This window comes from Rossellomorea vietnamensis (genome assembly GCF_008180615.1).
Taxonomy (GTDB): domain Bacteria; phylum Bacillota; class Bacilli; order Bacillales; family Bacillaceae_B; genus Rossellomorea; species Rossellomorea vietnamensis_D.
Genome location: NZ_VTEH01000001.1, coordinates 650,575 through 664,134 on the forward strand (window position 1 = coordinate 650,575; position 13,560 = coordinate 664,134).

At 42.4% G+C, this 13,560-nt stretch carries 14 protein-coding genes; 8 read left to right on the forward strand and 6 right to left on the reverse strand.

Features of this window, described 5'->3' with window-relative positions:
- Window positions 1–98: 98 nt before the first annotated feature.
- Entirely contained in the window at window positions 99–866 is a 768-nt protein-coding gene (locus tag FZC79_RS03135; protein ID WP_148945398.1) for a prolyl oligopeptidase family serine peptidase, read from the reverse strand.
- A 144-nt stretch (window positions 867–1,010) separates the two neighbouring features.
- On the opposite strand from FZC79_RS03135, the gene FZC79_RS03140 reads away from it, so the two are divergent.
- From FZC79_RS03140 to FZC79_RS03145, 3 genes are all read left to right on the forward strand, one after another.
- Window positions 1,011–1,826, forward strand: coding sequence for a Cof-type HAD-IIB family hydrolase (locus tag FZC79_RS03140; protein ID WP_148945472.1), 816 nt, complete (start codon window positions 1,011–1,013; stop codon window positions 1,824–1,826).
- Between the two features lie 319 nt (window positions 1,827–2,145).
- The gene (locus tag FZC79_RS22940) at window positions 2,146–2,298 is read left to right on the forward strand and encodes a hypothetical protein (protein ID WP_187442618.1); all 153 of its coding nucleotides are present in this window, start codon (window positions 2,146–2,148) and stop codon (window positions 2,296–2,298) included.
- 3 nt (window positions 2,299–2,301) lie between these two features.
- The gene (locus FZC79_RS03145; protein WP_148945399.1) at window positions 2,302–2,496 is read left to right on the forward strand and encodes a DUF3813 domain-containing protein; all 195 of its coding nucleotides are present in this window, start codon (window positions 2,302–2,304) and stop codon (window positions 2,494–2,496) included.
- Between the two features lie 908 nt (window positions 2,497–3,404).
- Here FZC79_RS03145 and FZC79_RS03150 read toward each other — a convergent pair.
- Window positions 3,405–4,163 (reverse strand): BsuPI-related putative proteinase inhibitor, encoded by a 759-nt coding sequence (locus FZC79_RS03150; RefSeq protein ID WP_148945400.1) that lies wholly within the window; start codon window positions 4,161–4,163, stop codon window positions 3,405–3,407.
- A gap of 57 nt (window positions 4,164–4,220) precedes the next feature.
- Complete coding sequence (locus tag FZC79_RS03155) at window positions 4,221–5,075, reverse strand: YitT family protein (protein WP_148945401.1); 855 nt, start codon at window positions 5,073–5,075, stop codon at window positions 4,221–4,223.
- Window positions 5,076–5,383: 308 nt separating this feature from the next.
- On the opposite strand from FZC79_RS03155, the gene FZC79_RS03160 reads away from it, so the two are divergent.
- From FZC79_RS03160 to FZC79_RS03180, 5 genes are all read left to right on the forward strand, one after another.
- On the forward strand, window positions 5,384–6,250 hold the full coding sequence (locus FZC79_RS03160; RefSeq protein WP_148945402.1) for a DegV family protein: 867 nt from the start codon (window positions 5,384–5,386) through the stop codon (window positions 6,248–6,250).
- A 62-nt stretch (window positions 6,251–6,312) separates the two neighbouring features.
- The gene (locus FZC79_RS03165) at window positions 6,313–6,444 is read left to right on the forward strand and encodes a DUF3941 domain-containing protein (RefSeq protein WP_148945403.1); all 132 of its coding nucleotides are present in this window, start codon (window positions 6,313–6,315) and stop codon (window positions 6,442–6,444) included.
- Window positions 6,445–6,769: 325 nt separating this feature from the next.
- Entirely contained in the window at window positions 6,770–7,261 is a 492-nt protein-coding gene (locus tag FZC79_RS03170; protein ID WP_148945404.1) for a YajQ family cyclic di-GMP-binding protein, read from the forward strand.
- 354 nt (window positions 7,262–7,615) lie between these two features.
- Entirely contained in the window at window positions 7,616–8,977 is a 1,362-nt protein-coding gene (locus FZC79_RS03175) for a CoA-disulfide reductase (RefSeq protein WP_148945405.1), read from the forward strand.
- A 106-nt stretch (window positions 8,978–9,083) separates the two neighbouring features.
- Window positions 9,084–9,941 (forward strand): SDR family oxidoreductase, encoded by an 858-nt coding sequence (locus FZC79_RS03180; RefSeq protein ID WP_148945406.1) that lies wholly within the window; start codon window positions 9,084–9,086, stop codon window positions 9,939–9,941.
- A gap of 103 nt (window positions 9,942–10,044) precedes the next feature.
- Here the strand turns inward: FZC79_RS03180 and FZC79_RS03185 are convergent, their stop codons facing one another.
- From FZC79_RS03185 to FZC79_RS03195, 3 genes are read right to left on the reverse strand one after another with little or no spacing between them, the layout of a single operon-like run.
- Window positions 10,045–11,088 (reverse strand): LacI family DNA-binding transcriptional regulator, encoded by a 1,044-nt coding sequence (locus FZC79_RS03185; protein ID WP_148945407.1) that lies wholly within the window; start codon window positions 11,086–11,088, stop codon window positions 10,045–10,047.
- Window positions 11,089–11,138: 50 nt separating this feature from the next.
- Window positions 11,139–12,677: an alpha-amylase family glycosyl hydrolase gene (locus tag FZC79_RS03190; RefSeq protein WP_148945408.1), complete on the reverse strand. Its 1,539-nt coding sequence runs from the start codon at window positions 12,675–12,677 to the stop codon at window positions 11,139–11,141.
- Between the two features lie 40 nt (window positions 12,678–12,717).
- A complete protein-coding gene (locus tag FZC79_RS03195) occupies window positions 12,718–13,560 on the reverse strand; it encodes a sugar ABC transporter permease (RefSeq protein ID WP_148945409.1) in 843 nt (280 codons plus the stop codon).

Here is a 13,560-nt window from a genome sequence, read left to right on the forward strand (position 1 = left end):
ACTCCTTATCTGCACCTTTTTCTATTTTTATCTTAACAAAGAATGTTATGTATAGAAAGTGATACGGCTCTTCACCTTTGCTTCCCGGAAAAGTGGGATCAGAGGTTCTCTGCAAACCAAGCTGCACTTTTCAATACAGCTTCCCGCGATACTTTGTGTCCTGCTGTTTCGTCGGTAATAAATTGTAAATCTTTCATTTGCGGTTTGCTGCTTTCAGAAAGTCTGCTGTAAAAATCATAAGCAGGCTGATATGGAACAACAGTATCCTGCTTTCCATGCCAGAAAAAGAGCGATTTCCCCTGGAGTACTTCAGGCTGTAAAGTTAAATCATATCCTTTAAGCATATCCAGGAGCGAATTGAGTTGTTCATCTGAATAAGGCAATTGGTATCCTTTTCTTTTCAAAGAGCCGATCTGGGCATTTGCCAGATCTGTATAGGAAGGACATCCCATCAAGCTTACTGCGGACTGGATCCAAGTATACTTTGTCAGTGCCCCCAATGTAACAATTCCGCCCATCGAGGTTCCTGCGGCACCGATTCGTTCCTCATCAATGAGACCGTTCTGTGTATAATAATCTTTCAACTTGCCCAATTCCTCAATAGTCGTGACGACAACTTCCCAAAAACGCACACTCAATCGGCTTTCGTTTAATCCTTCCCCTCTCTCTCCATGGAGCAGTGAGTCCGGCATTAACACTCTATATCCCTTTTCCGCCAAGTAATAAGCATAATGCAGATTATGTTCTTTTGCACTTGTAAAACCGTGCATAAAGAATACCGCAGGAAGCTTCTCATCAGACCGTTCCTGCAAGCTGAGATTCAGTACTGGTATATTTTCAATTCTATCTTTTTTTATTGTAATCATGTGCATTACTCCTTTACCAAATACATTAGGGTTAACCTACTGTAAAAGTTTGTATAAATCAGTTTACCATGGTGGACTTCTGTTTTACGAAACATATACACTATACTTGTATATAAAAATAGAATGGAGATTGATTTAATGAGTATGGATAAGCATTTAATCGTTTTGGATCTCGATGGTACATTACTGACGGATGAAAAGAAGATTTCACAGAAAACCAAGCAAACCTTACATAAAGCCAAAGAGCAAGGCCATGAAATCATGATAGCAACAGGAAGGCCTTATAGAGCAAGTGAGATGTATTACAAAGAATTAGTCTTAAATACACCGATTGTCAATTTCAACGGTGCCTTTGTCCATCATCCTCTCGACCACAACTGGGAAACCTTCCACCAGCCAATGGAAGTCGGAGTAGCAAGGGAGATTGTCCAGGCTTGTCATGACTTTGATTTTAATTTCAGAAACATCATTGCAGAAGTAATGGATGATGTCTATTTCCACTATCATGACGAACGCCTGATTGATGTTTTCAATTTTGGAGAGCCGAATGTCACTACGGGGGATTTACGCAACTATTTAACCCAATCCCCCACTTCCATGCTGATTCATGCGGATGAGGAGCATGTAACCGAAATCAGGAAGCATTTGAGCAGTGTTCATGCTGAAGTCATCGACCACCGCCGCTGGGCAGCCCCTTGGCATGTCATCGAAATAGTCAAAAGCGGATTGAACAAGGCTGTCGGAATAGAAAAAGTTGCAAGCCATTTGGAAATCCCGCAGAACCGCATCATTGCATTCGGGGATGAGGATAATGACCTTGAAATGCTTAAGTATGCCGGTGTAGGTGTCGCCATGGGAAATGCAATCGAACCTTTGAAGAGCGTAGCAGATGACATTACATTGAGCAACGAAGAAGATGGAATTGCAGCATTCTTAAACAGCCACCTCCGTTTGAGCTGAATACAAGGCTGTATTCTCATACATTGTTGCTTTTGGAAAAATCCCAAAATCCGGATTTTTCCCCGTATACTAAGAATTTTCTCTCAAATCTGCGAAAGCAGCTCTTTTCTTTCCTGGTTACGAGGTTATTCCGGTGATTTATGTTATTTTTTCGGAATTAGTCTGAAATAGCAACAAAGTTTACGAAAAGAGCCAAATACAAACAGACATTAACAATGCTGGCAATAATTTTTTACACTAATCTTCCCCGGTTCCGTTCATACTATCTATGAGCACACAGGTTCAGTGCTGTGCTTAAAAAGAAAAAGGGGTGCTGAAGATGGGCAAAGGCAATAAATCCAAAAGATTTGTTCAACAGGGAAAAGACGCGGTTTCCAAACATGATGACCGCATTCCTTACCACTCCACACTGGCTGAGGCTGAAGCCAAAAAATTAGAAAACGTTGAAAACTCTTCGCTTGGAGGCATATAAAAAATGGGAAACCGATTATTCCAGGAAGCCCGCCAGTATGTCCAATTAGCTAAAGAGGCTTCAACCACAGGCAGTGAAGACACCCAGCAAACCATTGCGCGCGCTAAGAACGCTCTTTCCTCTGCTTATGCCAACACAACCAGAGCCGAACAAGAGCAGCTTCGGGAATTACAGAGCGAATTGAACCAATTACATTAAGTACAGAAGCATCCGGGGGTTTTTTCCGGATGCTTTTTTTCTATACTGTTTAAAAGAGGTTCATACCTCCTCTAGAACCCTAGCTTAAAATAGCAGAGGCACTGAATAATTCTCCTATGATGATTTCTGATGACAAATGTGGATACATATCTTGGGACTGAACGCTCGGCTCATGTATCCACTCGGCCGACTTGGGTACATATCTCCAGCCTAAACGCTCAGCTCGTGTATCCACCTGACTCACTTGGGTACACATCTTCAGCCTAAACGCTCAGCTCGTGTACCCACCTGACACACTTGAATACATTTCTTCAGCCTAAACGCTCAGCTCGTGTACCCACCTGACACACTTGGATACATATCTTCAGCCTGAACGCTCAGCTCGTGTACCYACCTGACTCACTTGGATACATATCTTCAGCCTGAATGCTCGGCTCATGTACCCACCTGACACACTTGGGTACATATCTTCAGCCTGAATGCTCGGCTCGTGTACCCACCTGACACACTTGGATACATGTCTTTGGTCAAAATGCTCTACTCATGTACCCACTCGGCACGCTTGCATACATATCTCAAGCCTAAATGCACTGCTCATGTATTCACTCGGCCGACTTGGATACATATCTCCAGCCTAATTGCTCGGCTCATGAGTCCATATGACCGAAGTTGGTACATATCTCTCTCCACATAGACTAACCCATGTCCCCACCTTCACGGCAAACCATCTCACTTGCTTTGAAAGGGTAACCTCATCAAAACCAAAAGGAACTGCACAAGTTTGTACAGTTCCTTCTCAAATGGGTTTGACCCTATCAAAAAGCTTCCTAGACACTACTTCGCTAAAATTTCCAATGTCTTCCGGTCTCCGGAAAACCCCTAGAGACCTATACTAGATGCCGCTAACTTCAATTAACTTCAACTGTATAATTATGGTGAACCGTACCGTCTTCAAGGTTTCTTTCATATAAATTCAAAATCACTGGCCGGTTTTTGGCAATTTTATCTCTTCCCAGCTCGAAGCTAAATTCAAAGTCACTCCAGTTCGGAGATTCCTTGTTCACTTTCACAAGGGTTTCTTCTATAAGGATGTTATGGCCATCCTCCACTGTGTAATAAAAGCTGCCTGCTGCTACTTTGGCTTGCCCCCTGACACAATAGCTGTTCCCGGAAGAAACCATTTTAACGTTTTTAAAGGAGGGATTCTGTTCCTCGATTGTTAGTTTCACCGTCTCGACAATTCGCTCTCCCACTGGTTTTCCATTAACTTGCTTAACCTGCAGGAAAGCTTCTACCATATATTCTCCAGGAGGAATTTTTTGTCCACCTGAGGATGTATGGTTCCATTTGCTCTGCCAGACTTTTTGCTCGCCGCTCGTTAAAGTGATGCGCTGGATTGCCTGCAGGAAAGCTTTATTATCGCTGTACCGGTAGACTTCTTTTCCGGAATGGTCCTTTACTATATAATCAAAAAATTGGCTGGAGGGAAATTCCAAGATCATCTTTTCTGAAGTATTATTGGAGACGGTCAATTCTATCTCAACACCCCCGTCCCCTTCTTCTGCCTTCACTGCCCATTCCGGCTGTTGATTTCCCGCCTGGATGGTTCCGGTCGGATAATAGGCTGTCGAGACTATAAAAAGTAATATCACGATTGCTTTTTTCAAAGAGATGGACCCCTTTCTTTAAGGATGCACCCTTTATTATCCTCAACTATCGCAGTATTAATCCCGTCGGAAGAAACCGAAGATGCCGGCAGTCTCTACTATGTTTGTGAAGGCAGTCGGATCGACTTCCTTGATAATATGTTCGAGATCGTATAACTCATAACGGGTAATAACAATAAACAGCATTTCTTTATCCTCATTTGTAAAGCCGCCTCTTGCAGGCAGGGTTGTGATTCCTCTTACCAATTTAGAGTGGATGGCTTCTTTTAACTCGGTCGAATTCTTGGTGATAATCATGGCCGTCAGTTTTTCATGTCTTGTATGGATGGCGTCAATCACACGGGTGGAAACATACAGTGTGACTAATGTATATAATGCCTTTTCCCATCCATAAAGCTGACCGGCAGTAATAATGATGACGGAATTCATTAAGAAGAAGTATGTACCGACAGGCTTATCTTTCAGTCTGGATAGAATCATGGCGATAATATCCATGCCTCCTGTTGATGCCCCCCACTTCAACGTCATACCTACTCCGACAGCTGCAATGACACCCCCAAAAACGGCATTCAGCAAAATATCAGGAGACAGATGTATCACAGGGATGAAGCCCAGAAATACGGTAGTGGAAAGGACTGAGACGAAACTGTAAAAGGTGAAAGATTTCCCGACCTTCAACCAGCCCAGGATCGTCACAGGGATATTCAGCAGCAACAGCAGAATACCTGTCGATACAGTGATTGGTGTGTAATCTGATAATACGCTGGAAAGAAGCTGTGCGATTCCGGTGAACCCGCTGGCATAAACGTTAGCTGGGATCAAGAACAAATTCAGCGCAAGTGCATTTAATAGGGCACCAAATAACACGATAATTAGTTTTTTTGTTTCTAATACTACAAAGTCACGAGACATTGCATTCCCTCCTTTTTAAAAATATGTCTTTTCTTTATTTATCCCAAAAATGAAAAAAACAACAAATGATTGTCATTTTTTCTATAAATGGCTAGACTTAGTGTATATAGCTTATCTTTTTTAAACCTAAGTGTTGTTTTCATGCATATTACTGATATCTCTTAATGCAGTCTCCTGAGAACAACCGGCAAAAAGAATTAAGGGCTGTATGCCGCCGCAGACTGATGCTTTCCATCTACATAAATTTTAACTCATCATAAATCTGCCGGTACAGTCTTATAAAAACATATTAAAGGGTGAATGGTCCAATGAGTATCCGTTTATTTGCTGATAGTGCATCCGATCTTCCAAAAGCTTTTTACGATGAATACAATGTAACGCTTATCCCTCTGCGCGTTTTAATTGATGATAACGAATATGAGGATATGGTCACTATCCAGCCTGAGGAAGTATTTCAAAAAATCAGGGAAGGAAAAATGCCAAAGACTTCTCAAGCTTCCCCTTCGTTATTTCAAAAGATTTTCACAGACCTGGCTGAAAGCGGTGATAAAGGCATTTATGTCACTTTCTCATCTGAATTATCCGGAACCTATCAGACAGCCGTCATGATCAGGGATCAGATAAAAGATGAGTACCCTCAGCTTGACTTGACGATTATTGACAGTAAGTGCGCTTCCCTTGGGTATGGACTCGCAGTTAGAGAAACGGCAGAATTATTAAAAACCGGAGCTTCAGCTGAGAAAATTATAGCTGCTGCCAAGAATAAATGCGAATATATGGAACATCTCTTCACTGTAGAAGATCTTGATTACTTGGCTAAAGGAGGCAGAGTATCAAAAGCTTCTGCTTTCCTGGGCGGCCTCCTCAATGTCAAACCGCTGCTTCACGTGGAAGACGGTAAGCTTGTACCAATTGAAAAAATCCGCGGCCGTAAAAAAGTCTTAAAGCGAATTCTTGATCTCATGGAAGAGCGGGGCGAAAATTTGGAGAAGCAAGTTATAGCCATCAGCCATGGTGATGATGAGGAACTCGCCCATGATATGAAAAACCTGATACAGGAAAGATTTCAGCCTAAAGAGGTTTACATCAATATCATTGGAGCTGCAGTAGGTTCCCATGCAGGACCGGGTACACTGGCCATATTCTTTTCCAGCCAATCACCTGATTCCGAGTAATAACCCTTCCCCTTTCAGGAAAAACTAAATCTGAACTTAGATTTAGAAGGGAGAATCCTATCTTGCCGCATACTTCTGATAACGATAAGAAAGCTAAAGACAATAACGCTCTTCATCATGAGAAGAATATGATGAAAGAAAAAAACCGCAAAGCGGGTAAACACCAATACTCCAAGAAGACAGACCACTTGTAAGCTGTGACTGTATTCGATAAGATGGACGGCTCCGGACTTATTCCAGAGCCGTCCCATTCTTTTCTAATGGCTGTCTTCGCATATATTGTTGCTTTCGGAAAAATCAAAGAGCCTAATTTTTTCCCAGACACTAGGGAGAGCAGCTCTTTCCTTTTAATTATTACTATATATTTAAAATTTGTATCAAATAACCACTAAGATTATGGAAAGAGCCTTCTAAAAGGCTAAAAGTTGTATGCTATTATTTCGTTGTCTATAATGTAACTAACAGGCCTAACATAAGGATAGTATGGCTTAGAGAGTGATACATAAGGAGGTCATTTCCATGGCAAAAGAAAATTCATTCGACGTAGTTTCTCAAGTTGATTTCCCTGAAGTCAAAAACGCCATTAGTTCAGCACTTAAAGAAATCAAGACACGCTATGATTTTAAAGGAAGCAAAAGTGATATTTCTCTGGACAAAGAAGAAATCGTACTGGTTTCTGACGACGAATATAAGATGGAACAGCTAAAAGATGTTCTGATAGGCAAACTCATCAAAAGAGGCGTTCCAGTCAAGAATCTTGACTACGGAAAAATGGAAGGCGCATCCGGAGGGACCGTCCGCCAAAGAGCGAAATTAATTCAAGGAATCGGGAAAGAAGATGCAAAAAAAATAAATACGCTCATCAAAAATTCTGGTGTTAAGGTAAAAAGCCAAATTCAAGATGATCAAATACGCGTAACCGGAAAAAGCAGAGATGATCTGCAGCAAATCATGGCAGCCATTAGAGAGGCTGATTTGTCTGTAGACGTCCAATTTATGAATTTCCGCTGATGGCGCTTCGTTTTTAATAGAGCCGGCTGGGTAAAATATATCCAACCGGCTTTTTATATACCATTTTTGAAACTGTTTCAGTATCAATTGCTGCTTTTATATCCCGCCTCGGTACCGGGGTTTTCTCTCTCAACAGGAAGAGCAGTTCTTGTCTTTTGCTTTTCTTGATATTTTAATGAATTTTGACGGTACTCTCGAAAATCCTCAAGCATAAGAGAAGAAGCTTTTAATAAGGAATGCTTATCTTCTACAACCTGTGAACGGTTAAGAAAGCATAACTGCTTAACAACATGAGCTCTTGATAATCACCCTTTTCAGTTTTTATCTAATATAGAACCCTAAGGAGGAATATCCATGACAAGACGAATATTGGTCGTCGGCGGTGTTGCAGGAGGCGCAACTACAGCAGCACAGCTCAGAAGATTGGATGAAGAATGTGAAATCGTGATGTTCGAAAAAGATGAGCATATTTCGTTCGGAAACTGCGGGATGCCTTATTTTATAGGAGACATCATTAAAGAAAGAGATCATCTGTTTGCGGCGGATCCCGAATCCATGAAAGAGAAACTCAATATTGATGTCCGCGTCTTCAATGAAGTCTTATCAATCGATCGAAATGAAAAGAGTATCAAGGTGAAAGATCTTCGTTCAAAAGAGGAGTATCTGGAAAACTACGACTACCTTGTACTGGCACCCGGGGCTGCCCCCTTCCTGCCTCCGATTGACGGCCTGAAGGAGAGCCGCCATTTTGTTCTGAGGAATATTGAAGACATGGACACAATCAAACAGTTTATAGAGACAAAGCAGCCATCCTCCTGTTCAATTATAGGCGGCGGTTTTATCGGCATCGAAATGGCGGAAAACCTGTCTGCCCGGGGATTGGATGTCAACCTTATAGAAGCTTCTTCCCATCTGATGGGTGTATTGGATGATGAAATGAGTGAAATTATTGAAGAAGAAGTGAGAGCACAAGGAGTACATGTACTCCTTAATGATGGCGTGCAGGAAGTGGACGAAAAGGGAGTCATTGTTACTCAGAGAGGGAAGGAAATCCATTCAGATTTCTTCATCGTGGCTGCCGGTGTCAGACCGCAGACAAAGCTTGCTGAGGATGCCGGACTCTCAATCGGCAAAACCGGGGGCATTGTGGTGAATGAATATATGCAGACCAGTGATACATCCATCTATGCAGTAGGTGATGCTGTTGAGAGCAAGAGCGCAATTACAGGAAAACCTGTTAGAATACCGCTTGCGTGGCCTGCGCATCGGCAATCTTACATTGCGGCAAAGCACCTGTCCGGCGACCCGGTCCGTTTCAAGGGCCTTCTTGGGACATCGGTTGTTAAAATATTCAGCTTGACCGCAGCTTCTACTGGCTTAAACGAAAAACAGCTCTTAGACGAAAATATCTCCTTTCACACTGTCACACATACAGGAAAATCCCACGCAGGTTATTACCCTGGTGCTGAAAGAGTCAGTATCAGGATGCATTTCTGCAAGGATTCAGGCAGGATACTTGGAGCCCAAATTATAGGGGGTGAAGGGGTCGATAAAAGAATCGATATTATTGCAGCCTCTATCAATGGAAATATAACAGCCGATCGTTTGCAGGAAATTGAAACAGCGTATTCACCTCCCTATTCATCACCCAAGGACCTTATCAACATCATAGGGTATAAAGCTGAAAGTATGATTAAAAATAAGAGTCGTGATTAAATTTTCAATCAATCGGGTAAAGATAATTTGAAAATAGAGCACTACAATCATCCTCGTTAAGAACCGTTCATACAAATCTCAAATTCATGAAGGAGTGAAGTGATTGATGTCTCAAGAAAATAATTTTCCACCACAGCATCAGGATCATCAGCCGGGTACCGAAAAGGAGATGCATCCACAGCCAAAGTATATGGATGACAATTATAAAGGAAGCGGCAAACTGAAAGGCAAGGTCGCCCTTATTACTGGAGGAGACAGCGGAATTGGCAAAGCGGTCGCCCTATACTTTGCGAAAGAAGGAGCAGATGTCGCAATTGCTTACCTGGAAGAAGACCAGGATGCGCAGGACACCAAGAACCTTGTTGAAAAAGAGGGCAGAACCTGTCTGCTGTTCTCTGGTGACCTTGGAAGTTCCTCCTACAGTGCGGAAGTAGTCCAAAAAACGGTTGATCATTTTGGACAGCTTGACATCCTTGTCAACAATGCCGCGGAACAGCATCCTCAAAAGAGTTTGCTGGACATATCAGATGAACAACTGGAAAAGACATTCCGAACAAACGTATTTTCCTTCTTTTATTTAACAAAAGCAGCGCTGCCTCATCTTAAAAGCGGAAGCTCTATCATAAACACCACCTCAGTAACTGCTTACGCCGGGAATGAGCAGCTGCTTGATTATTCATCAACCAAAGGAGCGATTGTTGCCTTCACACGCTCTCTATCACAGTCACTCGCATCTGATAACATCAGAGTGAACGGAGTGGCACCCGGCCCTATCTGGACTCCTTTAATCCCGTCTACCTTCCCTGAGGATAAGGTGGCCAAATTCGGGGCTGATACACCCCTTGGCAGAGCTGGACAGCCATTCGAACTAGCACCGGCCTATGTCTATTTGGCAAGTGATGATTCACAGTACACAACCGGCCAAGTCATGCATGTCAACGGCGGAAAGATTGTAAATGGCTGACCATAATAATAACAGACAGCCCTCGATATACCGAGGAGCTGTCTGTTTTATGTTTAGAGGTTTAATTCCTCAAAAAAAGCCAGCCATTACGGCCAGCTTTCTATCAGAACTCAGTATTTTCTAGCGCTTTTACAATACTGCATGAAGAACGCTCCACGATTTGGTGAGGAATCGTAATTCTCTTCACAGGTTCACGAGGATCTTCAATTTTTTGTATAAGGTTCCGTGCTGCTTGATATCCTAAGTCGAAAATATTAATATCGACGGAAGTCAGCGGCGGCCGGGACATTTCAGCCAGCATAACGTTGTTGAAACTGATGATGGAAATATCATCAGGTACCGAGATTCCCATCTCATTCAAAGTATTTAATACCCCAAGAGACATTAAATCATCCGCAACCACCAGAGCAGTTGGCGGGTTTTTCAGCCTCATTAACTCCTTTACGGCTTCCTGGCCGCCTTCTCTCAAGAATTCTTCATGCACGATATATCTATCTTCAAGAGGTATACCGGCATTCCTAAGGGATTTCTCGTAGCCAAGCAGTCGTTCTACAGTAACAACCAGATTCAAATCTCCGCCGACGAATGCTATCCGGTCATGTCCCGCTTTCAACAAGTAATCTGTAACTTCTTTCGTTGCCCTGAAATTATCGTTATCTACATGTGTGATTTCATCGGCATTCTTAAACGGCTTTCCAATCACGACAAAAGGAAAATCTCTCTCTTTAAGATACATCATGACTTTATCTTCCACTTTGGAATAAAGGAGTACGATTCCATCAACCCTTCCCCCTTGAACCATTTGAACGATCCCGTCATAGATTTCCTGCTCACTTTGTCCTGTAGTCATTTGCAGTGCATACTGTTTTTCATGAGCGCCTTCACTTAAACCGCGCAGTACCGTCGGAAAAAACGGATTTTGAAAAAATTTATCCGCTGATCCAGGCAATACCAGGCCAAGCACCTGGGTCGATTGGTTCGCCAGGCTTCTCGCGATGAAGTTCGGATGATACCCCAGCTTCTTCATTGCTTCTCTTACTTTTTGTTTTGTACTGTCACTAATACGGGAATTATTGGCTATCACTCTGGAAACAGTAGATGGCGCAACATTAGCCAGCTTTGCTACATCTTTTATTGTTACAGCCATATTTTTCTCCCCTTCCCCAATAACTCAAACCTAAGACTGAAATTCAGCGATTATTCAACTTTTCTCCTGTTTTTACCTTTTTTCCAGACGTAATAAATAAAGATAAGGAAAATAATATATACAGCGGATAGAGCCCCTATAAATCCATAGTTCAAGCCGCTTCTTTGCTGAAGTGTATAGATTTCAGCCTTTTCACGGTCAAGAATGATGTCATAACTATCCCCTTCTGCCCGGACAAGGTCCCCTTCAACCAGACCTCTAAGTTCCATTCCTTCCGGCAGCTGTGGTGATTTCAGTTTGACACTCTGTGATTCACTGGTGTTATTTATCGCAACAACCAGCGTCTCGTTCTCATCTTCACGTTTGAAGACGGCCATACCCTCTTCTTCATACAGCAGTTCCATACTGCCCCTGGTAAGGGCTGAATGGGTGTTTCTCAATTCGCCAAGCTTGGTAATATATTCAATGAGCTCTTTATCTGTTCTGAAATCCATCAATCGGCGGTTATCAGGGTCTTCCCCTCCACTGAGAGCAATTTCAGAACCATAATAAAGAATCGGCAGGCCTGGAACGGTAAACATATATGCCAGCGGCAGCTTCCAGCGTGTACCAGGGAACTGGTTATTTTGTGTGATCAAGTTGGTGAATCGCACCATATCATGATTATCAATGAACGTGCCCATCAAGTATGGGTTTTCAAAGTAAGTTTGGTTATACTCCCAAAAATTGAAGAGCCTGTCCATATCTGTGTCAGGCTTCTGGAAAACATCGCGCATCTCTTGAGCCTGCGGAAAGTCAGCAAAGCCATCAATCCCAACTCCCTCATACTTGGCGATATTGCGCGGGTCGTAATCAAAGACTTCGCCTAATAGATAGAAATCTTCCTTTTCAGCTTTTACTCTTTCAGAAAACTCTTCCCAAAATTCTTGAGGAACATGCCTGACAGTATCAAGCCTGTATCCATCAATATCCGTTTCTTCAATCCACCAGGCGGCAGCATCTAATAGATATTGTTTCACTTCAGGGTTTTCTGTATTCAAATCAGGCAGGTCATACAGCCAGGCATTTTGAAGACTCTCTTCATCATTAAAATTCATCGGCTGTTTTTCATGAAACCAATCTTCTTTTTCGGGATCATTCAACCATTGGTGGTTTGGACCGACGTGATTGACAATAAAGTCCAAAATAACTTTCATATCACGCTTGTGAGCCTCGTCTACAAGTTCCTTGAATTTCTCGATTGAACCGAAATGTTCATCCGTATTATAAAAATCTTTTATCCAGTACCCGTGATAGCCTTTTTCCTGGTTATCGAAAACGGGAGTCAGCCAGATGCTTGTAAATCCCATATCTTTTATATAATCAAGCTGGTCAATGATCCCTTGAAAGTCACCACCCTGGTAGGCTTTAGGGTCATTTCTGTCCACATCCAGATCGTTGGACTGATCACCATTATGGAACCTGTCTATCATCAAAAAATAAATGGATTCATCTTGCCATGTACGTTCTTCTTTTTCAGCAGCTCCTGCAGGGAGGGCGTAAAAAAGAAGAAACGGAATAAGAATAAGAGAAAATACTCTTCTTTTCATCTCCGCTCCTCCTTAAATTTAATTAGTTACGCCTTTAAGATTATCCTTTTGTTCCCCCTGCCGTCAATCCAGAAACAAAGTATTTCTGGAAGTACAGGAACAGGCCGGCAATCGGGATGGCGATAAGTACTGATCCGGCAGCGAACGTTGTGAATTCCGCTCCGAATTGTTTAGCCACCATATCATATAGTGCTACCGGCAGAGTATACTTCTCTTCCGATCTTAGCAGGATGCTGGCAATGATAAAGTCAGCAAACGGTGCAATGAATGAAAATAATGCGACAACAGCGATGATCGGTTTCGCAAGAGGCATAACAATCTGGAAGAAAATACGGAAATGTCCCGCTCCGTCCATTTTTGCAGATTCATCAAGCTCCTTAGGAATCGTATCAAGATACCCTTTCATCAACCAAGTGTTCATCGGTATTTGTCCTCCGACGTATACAAGGATTAAACCAAGGTGTGTATCTAGCAGATCTGTTACCAAAGCCAGTACGAAAATGGCAATCAAAGCTGCAAAGTTAGGAATCATTTGCAAGATCAAAAAAGTCATTAATCCATTTTTTCTCCCCACGAAACGATAGCGGGAGAATGCATAAGCAGTCAAGCTGACCATCAACACGGTTAAAGTCATTGTCGACAAGCTGACTTTCAATGAATTCCAATACCAAATCAGGTAGTTGCTTTGTTCTAAATCAAATAGTTCCTTGTAGTGTGCCAATGTTGCATTTTTAGGAATGATACTTGAGCCGGACAAGCTTTGGCCCGGGTTAAAAGATGACCCGATGATCCACGCAACTGGATACAAGATGATAGAAAACATAATCGCAATGGCTATATAGGACAGTGTCAATCTGATGAGTTTCTGTTTTTTTAAATTCAT

What these genes read in the sequence shown, in the direction of transcription:
- FZC79_RS03180 (WP_148945406.1), top strand. Translation starts at nt 9,084, where the DNA reads ATGTCTCAAGAAAATAATTTTCCACCACAGCATCAGGATCATCAGCCG.
- FZC79_RS22940 (WP_187442618.1), top strand. Translation starts at nt 2,146, where the DNA reads ATGGGCAAAGGCAATAAATCCAAAAGATTTGTTCAACAGGGAAAAGAC.
- FZC79_RS03155 (WP_148945401.1), bottom strand. Translation starts at nt 5,075, where the DNA reads ATGTCTCGTGACTTTGTAGTATTAGAAACAAAAAAACTAATTATCGTG.
- FZC79_RS03170 (WP_148945404.1), top strand. Translation starts at nt 6,770, where the DNA reads ATGGCAAAAGAAAATTCATTCGACGTAGTTTCTCAAGTTGATTTCCCT.
- FZC79_RS03190 (WP_148945408.1), bottom strand. Translation starts at nt 12,677, where the DNA reads ATGAAAAGAAGAGTATTTTCTCTTATTCTTATTCCGTTTCTTCTTTTT.
- FZC79_RS03175 (WP_148945405.1), top strand. Translation starts at nt 7,616, where the DNA reads ATGACAAGACGAATATTGGTCGTCGGCGGTGTTGCAGGAGGCGCAACT.
- FZC79_RS03195 (WP_148945409.1), bottom strand. Translation starts at nt 13,560, where the DNA reads ATGAATTTAAAAAAACAGAAACTCATCAGATTGACACTGTCCTATATA.
- FZC79_RS03140 (WP_148945472.1), top strand. Translation starts at nt 1,011, where the DNA reads ATGGATAAGCATTTAATCGTTTTGGATCTCGATGGTACATTACTGACG.
- FZC79_RS03145 (WP_148945399.1), top strand. Translation starts at nt 2,302, where the DNA reads ATGGGAAACCGATTATTCCAGGAAGCCCGCCAGTATGTCCAATTAGCT.
- FZC79_RS03160 (WP_148945402.1), top strand. Translation starts at nt 5,384, where the DNA reads ATGAGTATCCGTTTATTTGCTGATAGTGCATCCGATCTTCCAAAAGCT.
- FZC79_RS03185 (WP_148945407.1), bottom strand. Translation starts at nt 11,088, where the DNA reads ATGGCTGTAACAATAAAAGATGTAGCAAAGCTGGCTAATGTTGCGCCA.
- FZC79_RS03135 (WP_148945398.1), bottom strand. Translation starts at nt 866, where the DNA reads ATGATTACAATAAAAAAAGATAGAATTGAAAATATACCAGTACTGAAT.